18 protein-coding genes and 3 pseudogenes are annotated in these 24,575 nt (G+C 61.3%); 12 read left to right on the top strand and 9 right to left on the bottom strand.

Annotation, left to right across the window (positions count from 1 at the left end; genetic code table 11):
* Positions 1-61 precede the first annotated feature (61 nt).
* Complete coding sequence (locus AB4Y35_RS36185) at positions 62-1,258, top strand: NnrS family protein (protein ID WP_368696796.1); 1,197 nt, start codon at positions 62-64, stop codon at positions 1,256-1,258.
* A 35-nt stretch (positions 1,259-1,293) separates the two neighbouring features.
* On the opposite strand, the gene AB4Y35_RS36180 is transcribed toward AB4Y35_RS36185, so the two are convergent.
* Both AB4Y35_RS36180 and AB4Y35_RS36175 read right to left on the bottom strand, forming a co-directional pair.
* Positions 1,294-2,601, bottom strand: a complete 1,308-nt coding sequence (locus tag AB4Y35_RS36180) for a hypothetical protein (protein WP_368708180.1) — start codon at positions 2,599-2,601, stop codon at positions 1,294-1,296.
* Positions 2,601-2,834: a DUF2249 domain-containing protein gene (locus AB4Y35_RS36175; protein ID WP_368696798.1), complete on the bottom strand. Its 234-nt coding sequence runs from the start codon at positions 2,832-2,834 to the stop codon at positions 2,601-2,603. Before AB4Y35_RS36175 ends, AB4Y35_RS36180 begins: the two co-directional genes overlap by 1 nt.
* A 471-nt stretch (positions 2,835-3,305) precedes the next feature.
* On the opposite strand from AB4Y35_RS36175, the gene AB4Y35_RS36170 reads away from it, so the two are divergent.
* The 4 genes from AB4Y35_RS36170 to AB4Y35_RS36155 are packed head-to-tail and all read left to right on the top strand — an operon-like array spanning position 3,306 to position 6,189.
* On the top strand, positions 3,306-4,334 hold the full coding sequence (locus AB4Y35_RS36170; RefSeq protein WP_368708216.1) for a peptidase U32 family protein: 1,029 nt from the start codon (positions 3,306-3,308) through the stop codon (positions 4,332-4,334).
* A gap of 40 nt (positions 4,335-4,374) precedes the next feature.
* Positions 4,375-5,262, top strand: a complete 888-nt coding sequence (locus tag AB4Y35_RS36165; protein WP_368696799.1) for a U32 family peptidase — start codon at positions 4,375-4,377, stop codon at positions 5,260-5,262.
* Positions 5,263-5,293: 31 nt separating this feature from the next.
* A complete protein-coding gene (locus AB4Y35_RS36160) occupies positions 5,294-5,773 on the top strand; it encodes an SCP2 domain-containing protein (RefSeq protein ID WP_368696800.1) in 480 nt (159 codons plus the stop codon).
* Between the two features lie 23 nt (positions 5,774-5,796).
* Complete coding sequence (locus tag AB4Y35_RS36155) at positions 5,797-6,189, top strand: putative zinc-binding protein (protein WP_368696846.1); 393 nt, start codon at positions 5,797-5,799, stop codon at positions 6,187-6,189.
* Positions 6,190-6,208: 19 nt separating this feature from the next.
* On the opposite strand, the gene AB4Y35_RS36150 is transcribed toward AB4Y35_RS36155, so the two are convergent.
* From AB4Y35_RS36150 to AB4Y35_RS36130, 5 genes are all read right to left on the bottom strand, one after another.
* Positions 6,209-6,943: an anaerobic ribonucleoside-triphosphate reductase activating protein gene (locus AB4Y35_RS36150; RefSeq protein WP_368708215.1), complete on the bottom strand. Its 735-nt coding sequence runs from the start codon at positions 6,941-6,943 to the stop codon at positions 6,209-6,211.
* Between the two features lies 1 nt (position 6,944).
* On the bottom strand, positions 6,945-7,142 hold the full coding sequence (nrdD, locus tag AB4Y35_RS36145; protein WP_368696801.1) for an anaerobic ribonucleoside-triphosphate reductase: 198 nt from the start codon (positions 7,140-7,142) through the stop codon (positions 6,945-6,947).
* 3 nt (positions 7,143-7,145) lie between these two features.
* Positions 7,146-8,891, bottom strand: coding sequence for a ribonucleoside triphosphate reductase (locus AB4Y35_RS36140; RefSeq protein WP_368708214.1), 1,746 nt, complete (start codon positions 8,889-8,891; stop codon positions 7,146-7,148).
* 358 nt (positions 8,892-9,249) lie between these two features.
* A complete protein-coding gene (locus AB4Y35_RS36135; protein ID WP_368696802.1) occupies positions 9,250-9,582 on the bottom strand; it encodes a DUF2249 domain-containing protein in 333 nt (110 codons plus the stop codon).
* Positions 9,583-9,672: 90 nt separating this feature from the next.
* Positions 9,673-11,967 carry a nitric-oxide reductase large subunit gene (locus tag AB4Y35_RS36130; protein WP_368708179.1) on the bottom strand — a complete coding sequence of 765 codons (2,295 nt, stop codon included), beginning with the start codon at positions 11,965-11,967 and terminating at the stop codon, positions 9,673-9,675.
* Positions 11,968-12,278: 311 nt separating this feature from the next.
* On the opposite strand from AB4Y35_RS36130, the gene AB4Y35_RS36125 reads away from it, so the two are divergent.
* Both AB4Y35_RS36125 and nirK read left to right on the top strand, forming a co-directional pair.
* The gene (locus AB4Y35_RS36125; RefSeq protein ID WP_368708178.1) at positions 12,279-12,944 is read left to right on the top strand and encodes a Crp/Fnr family transcriptional regulator; all 666 of its coding nucleotides are present in this window, start codon (positions 12,279-12,281) and stop codon (positions 12,942-12,944) included.
* Between the two features lie 566 nt (positions 12,945-13,510).
* Positions 13,511-14,500, top strand: a pseudogene (gene nirK, locus AB4Y35_RS36120) (copper-containing nitrite reductase); the annotation flags it as partial.
* Positions 14,501-14,557: 57 nt separating this feature from the next.
* Here nirK and AB4Y35_RS36115 read toward each other — a convergent pair.
* Positions 14,558-15,856 (bottom strand): TAXI family TRAP transporter solute-binding subunit, encoded by a 1,299-nt coding sequence (locus AB4Y35_RS36115; protein WP_368708177.1) that lies wholly within the window; start codon positions 15,854-15,856, stop codon positions 14,558-14,560.
* A gap of 862 nt (positions 15,857-16,718) precedes the next feature.
* Here AB4Y35_RS36115 and AB4Y35_RS36110 point away from each other — a divergent pair.
* Together AB4Y35_RS36110 and AB4Y35_RS36105 are read left to right on the top strand one after the other, a co-directional pair.
* Positions 16,719-18,077 (top strand): MFS transporter, encoded by a 1,359-nt coding sequence (locus tag AB4Y35_RS36110; protein ID WP_368708176.1) that lies wholly within the window; start codon positions 16,719-16,721, stop codon positions 18,075-18,077.
* 81 nt (positions 18,078-18,158) lie between these two features.
* On the top strand, positions 18,159-19,307 hold the full coding sequence (locus tag AB4Y35_RS36105) for a porin (protein WP_368708175.1): 1,149 nt from the start codon (positions 18,159-18,161) through the stop codon (positions 19,305-19,307).
* A 781-nt stretch (positions 19,308-20,088) separates the two neighbouring features.
* Here the strand turns inward: AB4Y35_RS36105 and AB4Y35_RS36100 are convergent.
* Positions 20,089-20,196, bottom strand: a pseudogene (locus AB4Y35_RS36100) (type VI secretion system contractile sheath small subunit); the annotation flags it as partial.
* On the opposite strand from AB4Y35_RS36100, the pseudogene AB4Y35_RS36095 reads away from it, so the two are divergent.
* From AB4Y35_RS36095 to AB4Y35_RS36085, 3 genes and pseudogenes are all read left to right on the top strand, one after another.
* Positions 20,196-20,486, top strand: a pseudogene (locus AB4Y35_RS36095) (type VI secretion system contractile sheath large subunit); the annotation flags it as partial. The pseudogenes AB4Y35_RS36100 and AB4Y35_RS36095 overlap by 1 nt on opposite strands.
* 98 nt (positions 20,487-20,584) lie before the next feature.
* Entirely contained in the window at positions 20,585-22,933 is a 2,349-nt protein-coding gene (locus AB4Y35_RS36090; RefSeq protein WP_368708174.1) for a type VI secretion system Vgr family protein, read from the top strand.
* Between the two features lie 26 nt (positions 22,934-22,959).
* Positions 22,960-24,294: a DUF4123 domain-containing protein gene (locus AB4Y35_RS36085; protein WP_368708173.1), complete on the top strand. Its 1,335-nt coding sequence runs from the start codon at positions 22,960-22,962 to the stop codon at positions 24,292-24,294.
* Positions 24,295-24,575: the final 281 nt, after the last annotated feature.

The following is a 24,575-nucleotide window of genomic DNA, read 5'->3' as shown; positions in this document are numbered from 1 at the left end:
ATCATGTATCGCGGCCGTTAAAGCAACGAATCATCTCGGGCTTCATGTGGGAGAGTTTTCCGTGGTTCAATTTCTCAAGATCGAAGAGCCGCCGCGCACACCCGTGGCCGTGCAAGGCTTCGCACTCTGGCGACTGGGTTTCCGTCCCTTCTATCTGTTCGCGAGCGGTTTTGCCGCCGTGTCGATTGCACTCTGGGCGCTGCAGTTTGCCGGCTTTCTCAAGGGCGCCTATTTGCGCGGGCCGATCTGGCATGCGCATGAAATGCTCTTCGGCTTCACGCTTGCCGTGGTCGTGGGCTTCCTGCTGACCGCCGGGCGCAACTGGAGCAACCGGCCAACGCTTTCCGGTCCGCCGCTCGCTGCCTTGGCCGCGCTTTGGCTTGCCGGCCGGGTGCTGGTGCTGACGCCCTGGGGCTGGGCGGCGGCAATGGTCAACGTGGCCTTTCCGCTCGCTGCCGCGGTTGCGTTGGGCGTTCCGTTCTTCGCGTCGCGCAATCGCCGCAACTATTTCTTCGTCGGCCTGCTCGTGCTGCTGGCGCTGGCGCAATTGGTCGTGCACCTTGGCGAACTGGGCGTGCTGCGGCTGCCGGGCTGGGCCGGTGTTCAGCTCGGGCTCGATGTAGTCCTCTTCATCATGTCCGTGATGGGAGGGCGCGTCATTCCGATGTTCACCAACAACGGCGTGCCGGGCACGAGGGCAATGCGCAGGTCCTGGCTCGAGAAGGCCGCGCTGGGCTCGGTGCTGGCGCTGCTGGCTGCGGACGCGTTCCAGCTCGGCGGCATCGCGCTGGCGTTGCTGTGCGCATGTTGCGCGGGTGTGCAACTGGCTCGCTGGTGGCTTTGGCAGCCGTTCAGGACCTGGCGCGTACCGCTGGTCTGGGTACTGCACCTCGCGTACCTGTGGATACCCGTGCATCTGCTGTTACGCAGCTTTGCGGCGCTGGGCATGATCGCCCCTTCAGTGGCAACGCATGCCTTGACGGCAGGCGCTATCGGCGGACTCGTGATCGGCATGATGACACGCACTGCGCGCGGGCATACTGGCCGCCCGTTGCGTGCGGGCCGCGCCGACATCGCCTGCTACGTCATGATTGCGCTCGCAGCGCTCGTGCGAGTGGCACTGCCGATGGTGGTGCCAGCGCTGACGGTCCATGCGGTGTTGTGCGCCGGGTTGCTATGGTCTGCCGGTTTCGCGCTGTATGCGATCGCCTATTGGCCCGCACTGACGCGTCCACGCATCGACGGACGTCCGGGTTGAACCATGGCCTTGATGGCCCGACCTGCGCCCAGCTCTCAGGACGCACGGATCTGCGTTGAGGAAGCCTTGCGCGCTACGCCCAGATAGATCCGGATCGCGCCGAGCATGTTCAGCCCGAGCCACGCCGCCGAAACGCCGACACCCAGGCCGCTCACGCGCGCAAAGACCATGGGCTTCAAACTGGCCGCGAGCAACAACGCAAGGGCGGCCAGGTGCGCCCGGAATTGCATTGAAGCCGCGCGGTCCGGGATCATGTCCTTGACTTTCGGTGCGAAGCGCATGGCGGCGCCAGTGAGTGTACGTTGAGCGTGATACCAGAGCAGAAACGGGACGATCTTGTAGAGCATGCCGTTGACCAGCGACCACGCCACCCCAAAGAGCAGCAAGACGCCGAACGCAACGGCGCAGGCGGGATTACCCGTTTTGACCTGAATGGCCCACAGCGGCCCGCATCCGGCAAGGCATAGCATGGCCATGCGCCAGAACAGTGTGGTGGCGTCGGCGGCGGGACGCTTGCGTGTCCACAGCTGACGGAGCGTGACAACGGCGAACGCGGCAAAGGCAACGAGCAGAAGCGCACCGAGCGGTGTTTCGATGCGGGGAATCATTGCGGCGCTGAGCGAAATCAGCGCGAGCAACGCGAACGCACCAGGTGCAAGCGCAACGGCGAAAACACGCGGATAAGGCTCCGTCACGACGAACATCGGAATCAGCTGATATGCCATCCCGATGGTGAGCAAACCCACCCAGCCCGACAAACCCCACATGGCATGAAGGTTGGTGAGCGCGACGATCGGCAGCGCCATGCCAAAGGCTTGCGCGCCCGTCAGTAGCAAGCCGAGTGCGATGGTCACGAGCAAGGCGACGAGCGCGAGCCGGCTCGCTCCCAGCACGTCCGCGACACCGTTACGCGCTTCGTGGTGATATCGCCAGAAGCCGATCGCGCACGCCGCGAGGAGCCAGGCAAACGCGGCTGCGAGCAAGAGCAGCGCGATGGCATAGAGCGCTCGCGTGCCGGCCATGAAAGCGGAAGAGAGCGCCAGCGTGCCTGCTGTAAGCAGCGTATGCACGACGACCGCGCTCGCGCCGGTTCCCGCAACGCGAACGCCGGTCGCGACGGGAAGGATCTGCATGAGCGCGCCCACCATGACGCTCGTGAGAATGCCCAGTGTGAACAGATGCGTGAGCGCGAGCGAGACCGGGGACCAGCGCGATGCCAACGCGTCCGGTCCCTCCCACACAAGGAGACCGGCGGCCAGCAACGCGAAAACGGGGGCATTGAGGAAGAACCGAAACGGTACCGAAAGCGCGGGCGAACTGTCGAGCGAAAGTGCGCGGCGCATTAGTGTCTGCGCCAGACTCGGACCTCATGATGCCTGGGTGCGATCCTTTCACCGATGAATTCGAAGCCCTTCTCGATGAGCAGTCCATATAGGGGAAACGGTTCCCGATCGATCACGACTAGCAGCTGGTGATCCGGCTCCAGCATGCCCAATGCGTGCATCACCCGCTCCAGCGGTTCAGGCGGCGGAAGGCCGCGCACGTCGAGGTTGACTTCGTGTTCTGGAAAGTTCATGAGTAATCCTCTTTAAGTCCAGCCTGAAGAGATGTGCCGATGCAGGCGCCGCCATGACATAACACTACCTGAAAGCAGGCACGTTCTGGCAATAACCCCGTTGATGGCGCATGTTCCGGGTGCGATGGGGGCAATATTCTTGATAGACATTAAGGCGATCAAGACACTGCGGTTACAGACTGTCGATCTCCACTTATTCGCTCTCTGCGTGGGCGGTCCGGCGATCGGCTGACTTATTTGACTCATGCGTCGGTACCGGCGGCTGCGCAGCGCACGTTTTATGTATTCATTCCTGTTTCGGCCCGACGGTCTGCTGCTGCAACTCTGCCTGACGCTCACGGCGCTGGACTGCATGCAGTCTTCATTGCGAGTGCCATTGAGGATAGGCCTCGTGCTGCTCGTGCTGGTGTTCTGCGGACTGAATTTCGACCCCCGTTTTCTCACAACCTCGATCGGTTATCTTCCATGAGTCTGGCCAACACAAGTCACGATGGGTCGCCGCCGCTGGAACTGGTCTGCCCGGCCGGCAGTCTGCCGGCGCTCAAGGCCGCGGTCGACAACGGCGCCGATTGCGTCTATCTCGGCTTTCGCGATGCGACAAATGCCAGGAACTTCGCCGGCCTGAACTTCGACAAGGACGCGATTCGCGCGGGCATAGCGTACGCGCACGCAAGGGGGCGAAAAGTCTTCCTCGCCCTGAATACCTATCCGCAGCCAACGGGCTGGGCAGCATGGCGCGAAGCCGTGGACGAAGCAGCCCGATGCGCGATCGACGCAATCATCGTCGCCGACGCGGGATTGATGCGCTACGCCGCCGGGCGGTATCCGCAATTGCGTCTGCATCTGTCCGTGCAGGGGTCCGCGACCAACTACGAAGCAATCAACTTCTACCGCGAGCATTTCGGCGTCGTGCGTGCGGTTTTGCCGCGGGTTCTGTCCGTGACGCAGGTCGAACAGGTCATCGAGAAAACGCCAGTGGAAATCGAAGTATTCGGGTTTGGCAGCCTGTGCGTGATGGTGGAGGGGCGCTGTGCGCTTTCCTCGTATGCCACCGGCGAATCGCCCAATACGCAAGGGGTGTGCTCGCCCGCGAGATCGGTGCGATGGCAGCAAACGGCGCATGGTCTCGAATCCAGACTGAACGGCGTGCTGATCGACCGCTACGCCGATGGCGAAAACGCGGGCTATCCCACGTTGTGCAAAGGGCGCTTCGAGGTGTCGGGCGAGCGTTACTACACGATCGAAGAGCCGACCAGTTTGAATACGCTCGAGATATTGCCTCGCCTCGCGCAGATCGGCGTACGCGCGATCAAGATCGAAGGCCGGCAACGCAGTCCCGCCTATGTTGCACAGGTCACCCGCGTATGGCGCGACGCCATCGACCAGTGCCTCGCCAATGGACCTCGATATAGCGTGAAGCCCACGTGGATGGCGGAACTCAACAAGGTCGCCGAGGGGCAGCAGCACACGCTGGGCGCATATCACCGCCCGTGGAAGTGACGGAAATGACGCATTTTTTCAGCATTCGGGGGTAGGCACTGTGAAGATTGCCTTGGGGCCGGTCCAGTACTACTGGTCGCGCACAGCAATGATGCAATTCTATGAATCGGTCACGGATGCGCCGGTCGACGTGGTGTACCTGGGCGAAGTGATCTGCTCGCGACGCCATGAACTTCGATTCAACGACTGGCTCGATATTGCCGACATGCTAGCCGACGCCGGCAAGGAGGTCGTGCTCTCTACGCAGATTCTTCTCGAGTCGGGCAAAGACATGACGACGCTGCGGGAAATTGCCCACAATGGCCGCTACAGCGTCGAGGCTAACGACATGGGCGCGGTGCATTGCATCGAAAATACGCCGTTCGTCGCGGGGCCCTGGCTGAACGTGTACAACCCGCCAACTCGAGACCTGCTGGCCGGACTGGGGGCGCGGCGCTGGGTGATGCCGCTGGAAATGGCGAAGGACGGCCTCGCGCGGATGCAGGCGGAACGGCCGCCCTCGATGCAAACGGAGGTGTTTGCGTATGGCCGCATGCCGCTTGCGTTTTCAGCGCGATGCTTTTCGGCTCGGCATCGCAACTTCCCTAAAGACAATTGCCAGTATGTCTGCATGGATCATCCGGATGGCCTGATGATGGAAACCCAGGAAGGCAAGCCGTTCCTGGTGCTGAATGGCATTTCGACGCAATCGGCGCTCGTGTACAACCTGATTCAGGAAGTGGAGGCGTTACGTGCGCTGCACGTCGACGTATTGCGTTTGAGCCCCCAGTCGCAACACACGGTGGAAATCGCGGGTTTCTTTCGTGACGTGATAGACGGCCGCCTGGACAAAGGCGACGCGCTTGCCAACATGCTCCCCCTGATGGCCGGACAGCCCTGTGACGGCTACTGGTACGGCCTGCCTGGGCTGGAACGGACAGCCGTTTGAATTCGTTCTCCGCTCTTAAAAGAAATACGCAATGAGTTCCGCTACCTATCAACTGCCCTCGGTATTGAAGAAGGCGCTTTCCCTGCTGCCGGCCTATCCCGGCTCCGTGTTGTTCGCGGGCGCGCTCAACGCGGTGCTGGCGCGGCACCTGCCCGCCGACACGCTGGATCGGCTCGACGGCCGCGCGCTGCGCATCGAGGCAAGAGACGCCGGCATCGCTTTCGATTTCGTTTGCCGTGGGGGCCGTTTCTCCGCCGTGCGGTCTCAGAGCGAAGTCGCATTGACGATCAGTGCGAGCACGCACGATTTCATGCTGCTCGCGCAACGCAAGGAAGATCCCGATACGCTGTTCTTCAGCCGCCGCCTGACGATGGAGGGCGATACCGAATTGGGCCTGCTGGTGAAGAACGCGCTGGATGCGACGGATCTGGCGACGTACTTTTCGCTCGGCCGCTTCGCACCGGAACGCTGGCTTCGACGCGTCCGCGAAATGAAAGGTCCGTGGATGTGAACCCGTATCGAACGAGGTCTTCGATGACTGTTGACAGAAAAGCGTTGCCGCTCGTGTACTCCTGCTCGGGCTGTTCAAGCGCGGCGCAGATGGCCAATCATGTCGCCCTGCAGCTCGATCGCCGTGGCGCAGCGGAAATGTCCTGCATCGCGGGCGTGGGCGGCGACGTTCCTGCGCTGCTGAAGATTGCCGGATCGGGACGGCCCATCGTCGTGATCGATGGCTGTCCTCTGGCGTGCGCGCAAAAGTGTCTGGAGCGACACGGCATCGCTCCCGATCAGCACGTTCAGCTGGCCGACTGTGGTGTGAAAAAGCGCTTCCATGAAGACTTCGATCGCGAGGAAGCCGAGCAGGTCATCAGTCGCGTGCTTGATTCCATAGTGGCGCTCGGCGCGCTCCACGCCAAGATACGGTGAGGCCGTCTGCATGTTCGCTTTATCCGCGGCGCAGCGTGAAGGCGGGAAACAGTGCGGCTATCCTGCCGACAAGTTCCTGATCCGGATAGCCCGCCATCGATGCGGCGTTCAAACCGTCGTCGTCACAACGTTGAGTGCGAAAGACCTGCAGTGCGTAGTTCGTTACGTTCATGGCCGAAAGTGTTTGCGCAAGGCTCAGGATTTTGCTTTCTGGCAGTAGCTCGGGATGCAACGTGGTTCGGCATTCGTATTGCACGCCGCTGGCCAGCACGGCCTCAAGACTGGCCAGCGCATGCTTTCCACTTGAGGGCACGCAAGTGACGCTCCCATAGTCGCCAAACGCCGCCTTGACGTCCAGTCCAACCCAATCTAACAGCGGCAAGACTTCCTTGAGACGTCGCGGATGCGTACCGGCAGTATGCAGGCCAACCTTGAAACCTAGCGTTCTCACATCGCGAATGGCCTGCCCGAGCGCCGGATCGCCTGTCGGCTCGCCGCCGCTAAAGACCACGGCGTCGAGCAAGCCCACGCGGCGCGTCAACAGGTTCAGTACGGCTTGCCACTCGAGCGCACCATTGCGGGTGCGCGGCTGCAAATGCGGATTATGGCAATACGCGCAGCGCCATGGGCATCCCTGCACGAATACGACCGCCGCAATCTGGCCTGGATAATCGGTTGCGGTGAAAGGGACCACCCCGCCCACGCGCAGCGAGCGGGGTGCTTGCGGGCCGAAGTCCGGCCCGCGCGATTTCATCTCAATGGGCAAGCCGTGCCTCGCGTTCGCTGAAATATTTGCGCTCGTGGAATTCGCCCTTCTTGCCGGTGTTGAACGAAGAGACCGGCCGGTGATAACCCATGACGCGGGTCCAGATCTCGCAGGGCTGGCGCTCTTCGTCGGAGAGCGTGACGCCAGCGTGGTTAGCCTTCGCGGATTGAGAGAGTACGGTGCTCATGGTTCAGACCTCAGCGGGTTCGAGTTGAGAAAGCTTGCGTTGAAGGATTTCTTCGTCGCAACGTGGGCAAAACTTGTGGCTGCCGCCCAGGTAGCCGTGCTTCGGGCAAATCGAGAAGGTGGGCGTGACGGTGATATAGGGCAGCGAGAATCGGTTCAGCGCGCGTTGCACCAGTGTCCGGCACGCGTTGGCCGAGGAAAGCGGCTCGGTCATATACAGGTGCAATACCGTACCGCCTGTGTATTTGCGCTGTAGATCGTCCTGGCGCTCCAGCGCTTCGAACGGATCGTCGGTGAAGCCAACGGGCAACTGCGACGAATTCGTGTAGTAGGGCATATCCGGCGTGCCGGCCTGCAAGATGCCCGGAAAGCGTTTGCGATCTTCCTTGGCGAAGCGGTAGGTCGTTCCTTCGGCCGGCGTGGCTTCGAGGTTGTACATGTGGCCGGTTTCCTCCTGATACTCGAGCATGCGCGCGCGCACATGATCGAGCACGCGGATCGCCATGGCATGTCCCCATTCGCTGGAGATATCGTGTTCGTCGGTCGTGAAATTGCGGATCATTTCGTTGATGCCGTTCACGCCCAGCGTGGAGAAGTGGTTGCGCAGCGTGCCGAGGTAACGCCGCGTGTACGGGAACAGCCCGTTGTCCATGTGGTGCTGGATGACTTCGCGCTTGATCTCGAGACTCGTCTTGCCGAGCTCGAGTAATTCGTCGAGGCGCCGGAGCAGCCCGGCTTCGTCGCCGGCATGGAGGTGGCCCAGACGCGCGCAGTTGATGGTGACGACGCCAAGGGACCCGGTCTGTTCGGCGGAACCGAACAAGCCGTTGCCGCGTTTGAGCAGCTCGCGCAGATCCAGCTGCAGCCGGCAGCACATCGAGCGGATCATGTTCGGCTTGAGTTCAGAATTGATGAAATTCTGGAAATAGGGCAGTCCGTAGCGGGCGGTCATTTCGAACAGGCGGTCGGCATTCGGGCTGTGCCAGTCGAAATCGGGCGTGATGTTGTAGGTTGGAATCGGAAACGTGAAGGCGCGGCCTTTCGCGTCGCCGGCCATCATGACTTCGATATACGCCTGATTGATCATGTCCATCTCGGCCTGCAGATCGCCGTAGGTGAAGGACATTTCTCGCCCGCCGATCAGCGGCACCTGCTCGCGTAGATCTTCAGGGCAAACCCAGTCGAATGTGAGATTCGTGAAGGGCGTTTGCGTACCCCAGCGCGAAGGCACATTGAGGTTGTAGATCAATTCCTGAATGTATTGGCGAACCTCCGCGTAAGACAGATCGTCGTGACGCACGAAGGGGGCCATGTACGTGTCGAACGAACTGAACGCCTGCGCGCCCGCCCATTCGTTTTGCAGCGTGCCGAGAAAATTGACGATCTGGCCAATGGCGCTCGACATGTGTTTCGGCGGCGAGGCTTCGACTTTTCCCGGTACACCGTTCAGGCCTTCGTTGAGGAGCGTGCGCAGCGACCAGCCTGCGCAATATCCCGAGAGCATGTCCAGGTCGTGAATATGCAGATCCGCATTGCGGTGGGCCTGGCCAACCGCCGCCGGGTACACATGACTGAGCCAGTAGTTGGCAATGACCTTGCCCGAGACGTTCAGGATCAGGCCGCCGAGCGAATAACCCTGATTGGCGTTGGCGTTGACCCGCCAGTCCTGTTGCTCGAGATACTCGTCGATCGAAGAGCGGACTTCGATCAACGGCTTGTCCTGCTGGGTCTTGCCCGGCGCGCCTGGCAGCGCGGGGGCGTGGCCGGCAATCGAGGCGGGAAGCGCAAGGGGCACGGTGAACCCTCCTTTGAATACTAGATATTGTTGGTGAGGCGATCTTATTGACTACATGTAGTGCGTGTCAACGACACTCGACGACGCATTTGGCGGGACTTGATCCGTGCTAATTTCGCGGGATTCGTGCTGCGGAGGCGACGCTTTGGCGGCGTCACGCGGGACACGACGCGGCGATTACACGCACGCGTCGATGGCGATTGGCGACGATCGAGGGAGAGAGGCCGGCACAGCGCGCGAATGCGGCTTGCGCGTGCCGGCCTTGCAGGAGGGAGGGATGCCGTTTGAGGAGGGAGCCAGTGCGAGGCGCGCGTTAGCCGCCGCTGCACCCGCAGGTGCCGCCGGAGCTGCCGCAGCCGCCCGCAGCCCGCTCCTGAGTGCCAGCGGTGTTCGAATCGGGGCTTGCGAGCACGAAGTCGATCACGACCTGCTCCGGCTGGCGCGCCACGTATTCGATACGAACCGGACGCGGATAGTACTGGGCGATTTGCTGCAAGAGGGGAATGGGATCGTGGTCGTTCACGAAGCGCATCGTCTCGCCGTCGTCGAGCGCTTCCAGCGCACCGAAAATCGCTGCATGACGGAATCGTTTGGCAATGCCGCGCGCGTCGAATACATAGGTACGGCTGTCGAGAATATCGGCCATATCAGGCTCCTGGTGAAAATAGTGGAAGTGTGAAAAGCATGTCCTGAAGGTAGCCGGCCACCGATCGTGGCCGGCTTGTCAGTGCGGCGTTCAAACGCGTTGAGCCGCCTTGTGTGTCGCCTTGGCTTCGACGGGGACAGCCGGTTCGGGGCGGCGGAACAGCAGCCGCGCGGCGAACCAGCAGAGGTACAGCACGCCTGCCGCGAACACCACGTCACCGGGCACGCGCAGCCACACCAGCGTTTGCATCAGCGACGAATGAATGACTTCCGGCGAGCGCGCATACCAGAGTCCCTTGCTCACGCTGGCCCATGCCTGGTAGATGCCGGAAGGGAGGATCGAGATGAACACCATCATGAAGAGGCCGATGTTGAGCATCCAGAACGCCATCTTGAGCAGCGAGTCGTCCCAGGCCTCGCGCGACGACATGCCGCGCAGACAGAACAGCATCAGCCCGATCCCGAGCATGCCGTACACGCCGAACAGCGCTGCGTGACCGTGTGCCGGCGTCATGTTCAGGCCTTGCACGTAGTAGAGCGAGATGGGCGGGTTGATCGAAAAGCCCAGCAGGCCCGCGCCGACGGTATTCCACACGCCCACGGCGACGAAACAGAGGATGGCCCACTTATAGGTCTGCACCCACGGTGCGGCCTGCGTCCTGCGATACGTTTGCCAGCCTTCGAGCCCGATCAGTGCGAGCGGCACGACTTCGAACGCGGAGAACACGGCGCCGACCGCGATGACGGCCGTGGACGCCCCCGTGAAGTACAGGTGATGCAGCGTGCCGAGAATCCCGCCGAACATGAACACGATGGTTTCGAACACGATGGCGCGATTCGCCGTCGACATGCGGATCAGGCCGAGGCGCGAGAAGATCAGTGCGATCACGGCGGTGGCGAACACTTCGAAGAAGCCTTCGACCCACAGGTGCACGAGCCACCATCTCCAGTATTCGATCATCGAGTAATGGGTGTGCTGACCCCACGCGAGCGACGACGCGTAGAAGAGCCCAATGCAGGTCGCCGAGAGGAACACCATGCCGATCAACCCGCGGCCTTCGGTCTTGCGATTCTTCAACGCCGGCATCAGGGCGCGCCCCATCAGGAACAGCCAGATCATCAAGCCGACGAATAGCAGGATCTGCCAGACGCGGCCCATGCTGGTGTACGCCAGGCCCTGGTTGCCGATCCAGAAGCTGAAGCCGGTGCCGAGGTGCTTGAGCGAGCCCAGCCAGCCCGTCACGGTCGATCCCACGACGATGAAGAGCAGCGCCCAGAACAGCACATCGACACCGAGCTTCTGCAGCGGCGGCTCCTGGCCCGAAAGCAGCGGCGAGATATAGAGGCCGGTCGCGAGCCAGGCCGTGGCAATCCACAGGACACCGAACTGGGTGTGGATGGTGCGGCTCACCACCCACGGCAACACTTCGGCGATCGGAATGCCAAAGAAGCTGTGTCCTTCGACCGCGTAGTGCGCGGTCAGGGAGCCCATGACCACCTGGGCCAGCAGCAGGCCGATCACCACATAGAAGTACTTCTTGGTGGCGCGCATCGACGGCGTGGGCTTGACGTTGAAGAGCGGATCGGCGGCAGGTGCAGCCACCGACTCGTCTTCGTCGCTGTGCGCAGTGTGATACCACAGCATCGCGGCAATGCCGCCGAGCAGCAGGATCACGCTGGCGATGGACCACATGCCGTTGGCGACCGTCGGCGTGTTGTCGACGAGCGGCTCGTGCGGCCAGTTGTTCGTGTAGGTGATGCCGGTCTGACCGGGGCGGTCCGTGGTGGCCGACCACGCCGACCAGAAGAAGAACGCAGCCAGCGCCGTGCGGTCGTCCGCGCCGGGAACGCTCCCAGCCGTCATGGCGTATTGGTCGCGCAACGTGTTGAGCGCCGGGTCGGCGCCGAAGAGCGCCTCATAGTGCGTCGCCACCTCGCGCATCGCCTGGGCGCGCTGCTCCGATACCGTGACGCGATCCGTCTGCGGATCGTAGCGGTTGGCGCGCATCTCGCGCTTCAGGCGCGCGTCGAGCGCGCCTTGCTGTTCGACGGGAAGATCCTTGTAGGCCTTGCCGAAGTCCCGCTGCGCCCAAATGTCGCGCAGTTGCAGCGCTTCGCGGTGCAGCCAGTCGGCCGACCAGTCGGGGGCGACGTAGCTGCCGTGGCCCCAGACCGTACCCAGCTGCTGGCCGCCGGCCGACAGCCAGACCTGCTGACCGCGTTTGATCTGGTCGCCCGTAAATACCGTGGCGCCGTTTTCGGTGACGACCGCGGCGGGAATAGGGGGCGCCGCGAGATAGATCTCGCGCCCGAGGTAGAGTAGAGCGGCGAATGACAGCAGGCACACCAGCCCGAGCCATTTCCATAGACGACTTGTTGACTGCATATCCTCTCTCCTTTTATCCGGAGGTGTAATGCACGGGGAAAAGTGCCGGCGATCACCGCTCGTCGGCATGAGCGGTTTAAAAGTCAGAATCGGTTCATGTTCAAGGGCTGTGCCAATTAGTCACGGGTTTGCCGGCTTCGGTAGCCTGTCGCTAGGCTAAGCTGCCCACAGGAGAACTACGTTTGCGCTTGCACAAAGCCCTACCTGGCCAAGGGGTGTCGATAAAAGACGCTGAATACGGGGCGGCGCGCTTTTGGTGACGAAACGAAATGAATGCTCAATCGCTGGTCAGATCTGACGTGCTCGCATCCATGGAGCTTTTTCAAGGGCTCTCGCCCGTCGCATTGGCGGATACGCTGATCTGCGCGCGCACGCACGAGTTGCGTACGGAGGCCCGCATCTTCTATCAGGGCGATGGGGCGGGAAGGGCCTACGCGTTGATCGAAGGAGGCGTTCGCATCTCCCAGTCGGGAAGCGACGGCGAGCAAGTGGTGATCCGTTTCGTCGCACCAGGTGAAATGTTCGGCACCGTCGCGCTGTTCACCGACCGCCGCTATCCGGCGGAAGCGGTCACGCTCACCCAGTCGGTGGCCCTGAGCTGGAGCGAGGCCGACATGTTCGAACTGATGACGCGTTACCCGCGCATCGCAGTCAACCTGGTCGGCATTCTTGGCAGGCGCTTGCAGGAAGTGCAGGAGCGCTTTCGCGAGATCGCCACCCAAAGTGTCGAGCGCCGTATTGCACATGCCTTGCTGCGGCTTGCCGAGAAGGCGGGCGAGAACACGGGGCAGGGCACGGAGATCGATTTCCCGTTGACCCGCAAGCACGTCGCCGAAATGTCGGGGACGACGCTATATACGGTGAGCCGCATTCTCACGCGCTGGGAAAAGTCCGGCTGGATCGTCACGAACAGTCAGCGCGTGACGCTCTGCGACTTCACGCGCATCATCCGCATCGCCGAAGACGGCGTGGATTGAGGCGGTCGCGGCGACCACCTGCCGCGCATCACGAAGCGAATCCATTCTTGCGTCCGGATCGAGGTATCGGCCGAACGACGCTCTGCGCACGTTCCCCGAGTGCGCGGAGTGGCTCTTTCCTCGCTGCACGCTGATCCTTGAGCATTAACTCCGAATTTTGACGACACTAGTTTGCGCGTAATACGATTGCTTGAATCGCATGCGACGTTGTGTCGATAAGAGAGATTGAATAATTAATTCAAGTTAAGGGATTCGCCCGATTTAAGCGTTAGCCTGTTTCACGTTTATGGTCGTTATATATGGACGTGTAGAACGAGTTTTTATTTCAAGTAATTTATCTCGAATTTATGAGTGTGTCAATGAGACGCGCAGAATAATTTTTTAACTGATGCATCGCAAAAGAGAGAGGGGAAACTCGAATGGGAGGTGATGTTTTTTAATTGGGGAATATCAAGTTTTATCCGCCCGGCGCGTTGCGTATGACCTCGGGAGCCGGGCGGCGGGAACCTGTAAGGAGAATAATCATGACAGGAAGGTTATGTACTGCACTTGCCGCTCTCGGCCTGCTGGCGAGTCTTGCTTATCCGGTCGCGGGGCTGTCCGCGACCGTCCAGCCCGGCGCCACGCCCGGTGATTTTGGGCCGCCACAAGGGCAGCCGATTCACGCTGTGCTGACCAGTCCGCCGAACGTGCCGCCGCCGATCGAGCGAAACTATCCCGCGCTGGTCATCGTCGATCTCGAAGTCAAGGAAGTGAAGCGGGAGATCGCAGACGGCGTCAGCTATGACTTCTGGACCTTTGGCGGCACAGTACCGGGCAGCTTCATCCGCGTGCGTCAGGGCGACACGGTGCAACTCCGCTTGAAGAACCCGTCGGATTCGCACATGCCGCACAACATCGACCTGCACGCGGTGACCGGGCCGGGAGGGGGCGCCGCAGTGACACTGGCGTCGCCGGGCCACGATGCCACGTTCACGTTCAAGGCGCTCAATGCGGGTCTTTTTGTTTATCACTGCGCGGCGGCCCCGGTCGGCATGCACATCGCCAATGGCATGTATGGCTTGATTCAGGTCGATCCACCCGAAGGCTTGCCGAAAGTCGACCGCGAATACTACGTGATGCAGGGTGACTTCTACACGAATGGCAAATATCACGATCAAGGCATGCAGACCTTCGATATGGAGAAGGCGGTCGACGAACAGCCGACTTACGTATTGTTCAACGGAAGGGAAGGCGCACTCACTGGCGATAACGCCTTAAAAGCGAAAGTGGGAGAAACGGTCCGGCTGTTCGTGGGTAATGGCGGTCCGAATCTGGTGTCGAGTTTCCACGTAATCGGCGAGATTTTCGATCGGGTTTGGGACGGCTCGGATAAACACTACGAGGAAAGCGTGCAAACCACGCTGATTCCGGCTGGCGGCGCGAAGGTCGTCCAGTTCCGCACGGAGGTGCCCGGTACGTTCCTGCTCGTCGACCATTCGATCTTCCGCACCTTCAACAAGGGTGCGCTGGGCATGCTCAAGGTCGAGGGTCAAGCCGCGCCGGCGATCTATTCGTCTGCTGCAGCCGCGCGATAGTGGGGTGTCGGCTGCGAAGCCGACGCTGCCGCGCCGCTATTCCTGGGTTCGCTGCGCAACGTGGGCTATCCGGTCCCGCACGACACCGATCGCCTGCTTGAGCGCGTAGACATCCTGGAAATAGCGGTACGGAATGCGGATCCGGCTCGCGTTCGCGTCGATGTCCTCGATTTCTTCGCTCCATTGCGCAATCTGCGAGCGGGTCGGCTCACTGCTGCTCCACACTTCGTCTTCAAGTGCCTTGATTTCGCGGTACCAGACCACGAGCCGTTTTTTCATCCGCGCCTCGAGCAGGCGCGGCAACGCCTGAAGCAAGCCAATCAGGAGCGCCGCGAACGGCACGAGGATCAACAGCCGTCGTTCGATCACGCTCGCGAGCCAGAACGGCAGATAGCGATACAGGAATGGCTGGCCGGATTTGAAGTAGCGGACGCTTTCGTCGGAGATCGGGAATTCTTCGGTCTTCAGGTTTGGGAACGTGCCGAGCGGTGTGAAGTAATCTTCGCCGCCGTGAACGGTGTGAGCCGCGTCGAGCAGCAGATAGACGAGTGCCGGATGCAGCGTGTCTTTCGAGACCAGCAGCGCCGTTGCCGCGAGCAGCGTGACGTCGGCGCGCGGCAGGTCATCGGCGACACTCGTCGACGCGCGCGGCAAGACGATCTTTGAAAGCGACGGGAACTTCTGAACCAGTGCGTCTGCCTGCGCGAAACTCATCAGCTTGAGGTCGCTGTTCAGCAGGGTCTTCTGCATTTCGGCGTCGGGCCTGCCGATGAAGAAAGCCGCGTCGATCCGGCCGCTTTCGAGCCCCTGGTAAGCTGCCGGGGCATCCATTTGCAGCAGGGTGGAGTTCTGGCTCGTGATGCCGCTGTAGCTGAGCAATACCTGTGCGACGTTGAGCAGACCGCTGCCGGGCACGCCCGTCGAAATCTTCTTGCCGCGGAGTTGCGACAGCCGGTCGACCGTCGTGTCGCCGCGATAGAACACCCAGATCGGTTCGTACGACACGGCAGCGATTGTCTGCAGACCGTCGGTCTCCTTCGGGCTGGTGGTCCCCGACTGGATGAAACCGACTTCGTAGGCGCTGTTCCGGTCTCTCAACCGCTCATAATTTTCCACCGCGCCGGAAGAACTGCGGATATCGAGCTTGATGCCCGCACGCTTCAGGATGGGCGCATAGCGATCCGCAAAGCCGCGATAGATGCCGTTGTCCGCGCCGCTGGTCATGACGATGGTGCGCTGGAACGCGGGTGCGACCACGATCCCCACCACCCAGCCAAACACAGCCAACAGAATGATTACGCCGACGATCAGGAAGCGCCGGTTCGCCCTGGTCATGGGGGCTTTCTGGCTGCGATGCAGTGGCGGATTGTGTCGGGGCATCGTTATGTACGCCTCCAGGATGTAACGCAGCAGGGATCGCGGTGCTTCGTGATGCGCATGTGATCGCTGAGCATACTGCCGTTGCCGCTCGTGGTGAGTATGCCACGGCGAGGGAATCCACCGTCGCATCGAGGACGCATTGTTCGCTGGCAGGTTTGCCGGCGTACCGTCCTGTCTAGTGATGAGTAATCGCAGATCAAAGATATATGTCGTAGTGCAAATTAATATTCGACTCGACCATAAGGCAGGAACGGCCACGCCAACGGGCGATGCATCCGCGAAACGTCTTCCCGATTCAGCTATACGAAAAAACATATGGAAGATATGAATTTGTCATTTTACTTGACATACCTCCATGGCGTTTAATGGGCTCCGTCACATCGACCCATAGAGCCAGGGCGCCACGCCAAAGGCTCAAAAAGACAGGAGACAACGATGTCAGCAACAACGCTGCGCACGCGGCAACTGGCGCTTGCGGACGCACCGCACGCCGGCCGTCCCGCCAGACTCGCGCAGTCCCCGAATCGTCGTCCTGACCATCGGCACGTTGCTGCGCACGTACGCCACGCCGCACGCTGCCCAGCGCGATAAACCGGCGCGCGTCCCAAGACCTTTCAGCGCTGCGCGTCGCGCTCAGCCTGGCAAGGCCCCCAATTCCCGAACGACCCCGACGCGGCGCGCATCCGGCGCGCACCGCGCGGGATGGGCATGCGCGCCGACAGGCGGCGCCAGGCCTCGACGTACCACCCCAGCCAGCTCGCAACGTAGTGCCCGAAGCGGTACGCATGACGCGCAACCGCAACTTGAGGAGACAACCATGGCAATCTCAAGCACCGTCGACGTGACGGCCTTCATCGATCGGCATCGCGTCTCGCGGTTTCAGACGCTGATCGTCACGCTATGCTTCCTGATCGTTGCCATTGACGGCTTCGATACCGCCGCGATCGGCTTCATCGCACCCGTGCTGCATCTGCAGTGGCAACTGCAGCCCGCGCAGCTCGCGCCCTTGTTCGGTGCGGGGCTGGCGGGGCTGATGGTCGGTGCGCTCGTGTTCGGCCCGTTTGGCGACAGGGTGGGGCGCAAGCGGTTATTGGTCGTTTGCGTGGGCGCATTCGGATTGGCGAGTCTGGTTTCGGCGTTCGCGCCGTCGATCGGCGTGCTGATCGCGCTGCGCTTTCTGACCGGTCTGGGCCTTGGCGGCGCCATGCCGAACGCAATTACGCTCACGTCGGAATTCTGCCCGTCGGCACGCCGCTCGTTTCTCGTCACAACGATGTTCTGCGGCTTCACGATCGGCTCCGCGCTCGGCGGATTCGCAGCCGCCGCGCTCATCGAGCACTTCGGCTGGCGCTCGGTGCTGTTCGTGGGCGGCATCATGCCGATCGCACTCGTGCCGATCCTCGCGTGGCGGCTGCCGGAATCGGTGCGCTATCTCGCCAGCCGCGGCGCACATCGCGAGCGCATCGAACGCACGCTCGCGCGCATCGCCCCCGATGCCGACCTCGCAGACGCGACGTTCACGACGTCCGGCGCGAAAGCGGGCGGTTCGCCCGTGGCTCACCTGTTCCGTCCCGAACTGCTGCGCGGCACGCTCTTCATGTGGCTGGCCTTCTTCATGAGCCTGCTCGTGATCTACCTGCTGTCGAGCTGGCTGCCAACGCTGCTGCGCACGACCGGCGCCTCGCTGCGCACGGCGGCGCTCGTCACGGCGATGTTCCAGGTCGGCGGCACGCTCGGCGCGATCGTGCTCGGCTGGCTCATGGACCGGCTCAACCCCTGCTATGTGCTCGGTGCGAGCTACGCGGCGGCCGGCGTGTTCACGGCCGCCATCGGCTCACTCACGGCGACGCCCTGGCTCGCGGCGGTTGCGGTGTTCTTCGCCGGTTTTTGCGTATCAGGCTCGCAGGTGGGCGCCAATGCGTTCTCAGCGGCGTTCTATCCGACCGATTGCCGCGCAACCGGCGTGAGCTGGGCCAACGGCATTGGCCGGCTTGGCTCGGTGGTCGGCTCGGTCGCGGGCGGCGCGATGCTCTCGATGGGGCTGACGTTGCCTTCGGTCTTCGTGATCGTCGGCGTGCCTGCGGTCGTTGCGGGCATCGCGATGGCGGCACTCGGACGCTGGCGCACGCAGGCATCCCTGGCGCCGCGCGACGACTTGCTGCTGAGCGGGGATTGAACGCGGCGCACGCGCCGCAGGAAGTAACACAAATAAAACGACGAACGCACGAGCGACGTCGACACGACTGGAGATCGTTCAATGAAAAAGATCATCGCCGCGACCTGCGCGGCGTCATTCGGCATGGCCGCAAGCAGCGTGGCCCATGCCCAGGGCAGTGTGACGCTCTACGGCATTCTCGATACCGGCATCGAATATCTGACGCATGCAAATCGCGCGGGCGACAGCCTCGTGCGCATGCCCGGCATCACGGGCGAGATGCCATCGCGCTGGGGCCTGCGCGGCGCCGAACCGCTCGGCGGCGGCCTGTCCACGGTATTCGTGCTCGAAAGCGGCTTCAACGTGCGCGGCGGCGACAGTGGGCAGGGCGGACGCCTTTTCGGGCGCCAGGCGTGGCTCGGCCTTGAAGGGCCATTCGGCGTGCTGAGCTTCGGGCGTCAGTACACAATGACGTTCTGGGCGCTGCAGGATTCGGATCTGCTCGGGCCGGACATCTATGGCGGCACCGGTACGTTCGACAACTACGTGCCCAACGCCCGCAGCGACAATACCGTCGCATGGAAGGGCAAGTGGCACGGCGTAACGGCGGGTGCGACCTGGTCGTTCGGCCGCGACGCCGCCGGCACGGGCAACTCGCCCGGACAGGGCACCTGTGCCGGGCAGATACCGGGCGACTCGCGGGCATGCCGTCAGTGGTCGGCGATGCTGCGCTACGACGCACCGGCAGGCTTCGGCGTCGCCGCCGCGTACGACCAGCAACGCGGCGGCCCCGGCGCAGCTGCGAACTTCTTCGACGGCGTGACGCCAATACCGCTTACCAACTCAGGCGACACCGACTCGCGCATCCAGCTGAACGGCTATGCCCAGCTCGGGCCGGTGAAGGTGGGCGGCGGCTGGCTCGGGCGTCGGGTCGACACGGTCTCGGGCGCGCTGCCTGACGTGCAATCGAACCTCTACTACATGACTGCCTCGTGGTACGCGACGCCGGCATGGCTGATCGACGGCGGCGTATATCGCATGATCAACAGCGACCAGAACGCGCGTGGCACGCTCGTCACGCTGCGCAGCACCTACCTGCTTTCCAAGCGCTCGGCGGTCTATTTGCAGGGCGGCTACCTCGCCAACAGCGCACATGCGGCCTACACGATAAGCCAGGGCGGCGCGGGCGCGTCGCCGGGGGCGGGCATGTCGCAGCTTGGCGTGATGGCCGGCATCCGGCAGATGTTCTGACGCCTCGAAAGCGGCTCGCAATCCGGTTATGTTTTCTGTGCCGGCACCGGCTCCCGGCTAGCCGCCTGCAGCGCGGCGTTACGAACTGCTGCAGGGCGGACCCGGTCCACCGCTCCTGCTGCTGGAAGTGCTGCTGCGTGAGGATAAGTCCGTCGTGGAAGAGCGGTTTTTGGATCCGCATGGCGTGGTCTGCCGCTATTTTCGTTTATTGAACGCAGGATTCTGAACGCGGCATTTGACTTTTGTATACGGTCAATATCATTCGGTATACGAATTATGGAAATAATACATTTTATTCTTTAAATATGCGGATCGACTATCTTGAATTGATTGAATTCCTGTCGTGAATTTATTGACGATCGTCACAACTCTTCAGAATTCACCACCACATACGGGCGTATCCTCGGTCACTATGTCCGTAGAATGATCGATGAGTTTGTGTGATATGCCGTCTGCCTGTCCTTATTTATTTCATAATTAACACTATTTCACATGTTAAAGGCGTTAGCGATGACGGGCAGGCTTTGACTTAATTCGGGCAAACCGTTTTAATGTGCGGCACAGGATGCATTGGAAAGCGGAAACCACATCATGGAATGTCGTCACGATCATCATCGCTGAATCGCGCACGTGCATTGCTAAGCACGGTAGCGTGTTGCGATGCCAAATCTGGGGTGCAATAAGGGCTTCCAGAACTCATACACTCAGGAATACTGATGGACGGCTTTCAGAGGAAAACTCCGAAATCTCGCATTTCGATCACACTGGATCTGCATACGGTCTTGTCGATATTGATCTTCCTGCGCTCGGCCAGCGGCGCTTGCTCGCGGCCTGCACTGAAGTCGCCCGCGACCAGCAGCTTGAGCGGCAGTTCGACCTTCTGGACCCCGCATTGCACACTACCTGAAGCTGATCTAGCGCGAGAACATCGGCACGACCAAGGACCGGCGTCTGCTCGAGCTGAACAACTGGATCAAGGGGCTCGTGACCGAGATGAAGGGCCCGGGCGATGAGTTGCAAGCATCGCACCCGCTGCGCGAGGCGAAGGTGACGGTCGAGGACATCGAGGACAACCCAGGCTGCTTCCGCATCAAGCTGTTCACTATTCCGCACTTCCAGGTGGAAGGCATGGACATCGGCCTGTCGCTGGTGTCGCAGATGCCCACGGCCAAGGGTTGATCACGGCGCTCAGCTGACGTTTTCTGTGCAAGCCGCCGGGGTACCCGTGATTGCCCCGCCGGTGCTTTTTCCGTTTTTGCGTATCCAGGAGGTTTTCGATGTCGTGGCTCATGCCGTTACAGGCTTATGAATTGAAGCTGGCGCCGCATCCGGCGCCGTTCTCGATCATGAAATTTGCTGGCAATGACCGGATCAGCCAGCTCTACGAGTACGAGATTGAATTCACAAGCCCGATGGCGGGTATTCCGATGGATCAGGTGCTCGGACGTCCAGCCCGGTTCATCATCGATCCGGTCGACCCGAACATGGGTCACCTGCAGCGCATGTTTGGCGAGAACGCCGGGAAGTTCAGCAAGAAGCCGCCCGCGCAGACCGTCCACGGCATCATCACGAAGTTCGATGAGCACGAGACCTCCGCAGACGAGACGCGTTACCGCGTCAGGCTCGAGCCTGCGATGGCGGACCTCAACAGGGGCAGGACAAGCCGGCTGTTCCAGAAGCAGTCGGTCGAAGAGATCATTACCGACACGCTGCGGCACTATGGTTATCGGGCCGGTGTCGACTTCAGGTTCAACCTGCGTGGCCAGTACAAGCGGCACGAGTACATCACCCAGTACCACGAGACAACGTTCGCGTTTATCCAGCGCATCTGTGCGGAAGAGGGGATCTGGTTTCGCTGGGAGCAGAAAAAGGACTACGCGGTGATGGTGTTTGGTGACGATCTCGATGCGTACGCCCGCAAGCAGCGTACGGTACCGTATCGTCGTGATTCGGGGCTCGAGAGCGTTGGAGCGGACGCCATCAAGTCGCTGCGGCGGCGCACCCGGCGCGTGCCGCAATCAGTGCGCCTGCATGACTACAATCACCGCCAGGCTGACGTGTCGTTGCTGGTCGAGGAAAACACGGCGCGCGGCGACAAGACCACTAACGCCGTCGATTATCACTGGGGTGAGCACTACGAGACGCCGGAGGAGGGCCAGCGTATTGCCCGTCTGCGGCACGAGGCTTACCTCGCGAGTCAGGTGACGTTCATCGGAACCGGCAATCCGTTCTGGCTGGAAGCCGGGGAGGTCATGCTGGTCGACCCGATTCAGGTCGATGCGAAGCACGGGATCTTCATTACGTCGGTACGCTCGCACGGCGGACGCAACAAGTCGTACCGGGTGACGTTTGAGGGGATTCCCTCTGACCGGGTGTGGCGCACATCGATGGAATCGATCGTGAAACCGGAGATCAGGGGTGTCCTGCCGGCCCGGATTACGTCACCTGGAAACTACAAATACGCCTATCTGACGGAAGAAGGCTGGTATGTCATCAAGCTGCCGTTCGATCTGGACGAGTGGAGTCCGGGCGGCACGAGCCGGCCGGTGCGCTTTGCCAAGCCCTACAGCGGCGACAACTACGGTCATCACTTCCCGTTGATCGATTCCGCGGAAGTGGCGCTCGAATTTACGGCCGCGGATCCAAATCGGCCCATCATGATCGGTGCGATGCATGACAGCCTGCATCCCGATCTCGTCAACAACCTCAACAATACGCGCAATCTCATTCGCACGGCAGCGCAGAATGAGATGCGCATGGAGGACAAGGAAGGCGTCGAGCATATTCACCTGACGACGCCGTTTCAGACCAGCGAGCTCAATCTCGGGCATATGGTCGACGGCAATCGCAAGGAGCGGGGAAAAGGTGCGGAGTTGCGTACGGACGAGCACGTTGCAGTGCGAGGAGCTAAAGGCGTCCTGATCTCGGCGCACTCTCAACCTGCAGCGCGGGGCGCGCAACTAGACATGCAACCCGCCCAGGCATTACTTGAGCAGGCCCTTCAGCAAATGCAGGCACTCGGTCAGGCTGCGATCGCCGCGCAAGCGGTGGCAGCAGACTACGAACGTCAGCGCGAGTTGCTGAATGGAACGCTCAAGGACCTGAAACGCGCGGGCGTTCTTGTGAGCGCACCTGACGGGATGGGACTGGCTTCCGGGACGGATCTCCAGCTGAGCGCGGACAACCATCTGATTGCGACCGCTGGTGGGAACGCCGATATCGGCGTCGTGAAGCGCTTTACGGTCGCAGCCGGTGAGCTCGTGTCGATTTTCGCGCGCAAGCTCGGGCTGAAACTCTATGCCGCGCGCGGCAAAGTCGAGGTTCAGGCACAGAGCGATGAAATGCACCTTACGTCGGACAAGGACATGTGGATGACCAGTGCCAATGGTCGAGTCACAATTGAAGCGAAAAGCGAGCTTCTCCTCAAATGCGGCGGATCCTATGTCCGGATTTCGTCTACAGGCATTGAAGATGGCACGCAGGGTAAACGGAAGATCAAATCGGCCGCCTTCAGCCGGCAGGGCCCAGCCAGCCTCCCTGGCGACCTGCCCGTGTTGCCCGTACCCGCTGAGACGGAATGCGCGCAGCGCGCGAGTCGCGCCGGCATGCCTTTCGCACGCATGTAATTCTGTTGCCACCGACTTGATCCGGTATGCCACTTACCGAAATTGAACTTGTGCTGGACCGCTTTCGGACCCAGTACGCCGCGTATAAAGCAATTCATCCGCGGTTGCATCTCTATGCGCTGATCGATTTCGCCACGATATCTGATAACAGGCAGTGTGCCTTGTCCGACATCATCGAGACGATGCCGCGCGTATCGCTGTACGCTAATACCGGTCTTGACAACCTGGCGGAGACGGGGCCCGTGTTGGTCCCATGTCCCGAGCCGGAAGGCGTTGAACCGTTGCGCCTGATCCGCGCGCTTCTAGGGCTGGCCAGACGCGATAGCCGGCTCGTGTCGTGGTTGTGGGTCACGCATGAGGTTGAACCACTCGTGGACCACCTGCAGACGCTGCTGCACGCACGGCTTGAATCGGACGGCAAGGAATCGTGGTTCTTCTTTCATCAGCCGGCTTACCTGCCGGTGCTGTATCGGACGCTGCCTGACGACATCCGGCGGTACATGTTTGGCCCGTGCATCTCATGGTGGTGTCTGGACTTCCATGGCGCAATGGTCGAACTGCCCGGCGAGAATCTGCCGATCCCCACGGCGTGGGGGGCTTTTCCCGTCTCAGAAGATGTCGAAGAGGAAATTTACCGCGTTGGCGCTCCCGCCCAAGTGCTGGCATGGCTTCAACGCGCTCGTCCCGATGTGCTCGACAACACGCTTAACGCCAATGAGCGATTGCAGCGGATCACGCCATTCGTCGGGTGTGCATTCGGATATGGCCTGACCGGCAAGGTCGATCAGGGTGTGTATGCCGCAACGGGCCTGTTGTATGGACGAAGGTACGACGAGCATCCTGCGCTGCAGGCTGTCCTCACGCGTTTGCAGGAAAACGGGCAGACGCTGATCGATGCCTACATGGCGGTAGGCGACACGGTCTGGCGAGAGGTGAGCGAGGCGGCCCGCCTGCGAGCTGCGGAAGCCGCGGCGCAGGAATACCACGCAAGGCTGATGGAACGCGGTTACACGTTCGTGCGCGTCCAAATCTTGAACGACACCGATATCCCCAGGCGAAAGATCGAACTGCTGTCATCCGGTGAAAGCTATCTGGGCGGCGCGATGCTGGGCGACGTTGACGCTAGAGGGTTTGAGGCTGCCACGATCGAGATCGCATCCGCGCGGGTGCCGGTTCCGGGCACCCGTGTCACTGTGAAGTGGATCGGGCCAACGGGAGCGTCATCGGATGAGGTTGTGGTGACTGGGGACCTGCCCCGTGCCGATGGAGAAGGGATAGCGGTCGTGAGGTTTGCGCGCAACTGGCGAATCTACGTGAGCATGCATGCCGATGCACCGAAGGGGGCCGCTCGGCAGTGGTAAGGAAGCTCCAACGTCAACTGCGACGTCGAGCGGAAACACGTCTGCGACGTTAGATAAAGATAGGGAGAGGAACATTTCGACTTTTGGTTATTTTTCTTACGACTACATCACTCACAGGATGCATGTCTACTGCATTCACAATCTGGTGCGAGAAGTAGCGCATGTCTGACCCCCCACTTCAATTGTTGGAAGTAGTAGCCGAAGGTTGAAGAAGAAGGTCTCTTAACGGTATGTGACTGTACGCATAGAACGGGCAACCACGTGGCTACGTCGATGCATCG

The sequence above is a fragment of the Paraburkholderia sp. EG286A genome, assembly GCF_040965375.1.
Classification (GTDB): Bacteria; Pseudomonadota; Gammaproteobacteria; order Burkholderiales; family Burkholderiaceae; genus Paraburkholderia.
The sequence above is the reverse complement of the archived record's forward strand: the minus strand, read 5'-3'. Positions and strand labels throughout refer to the sequence as shown.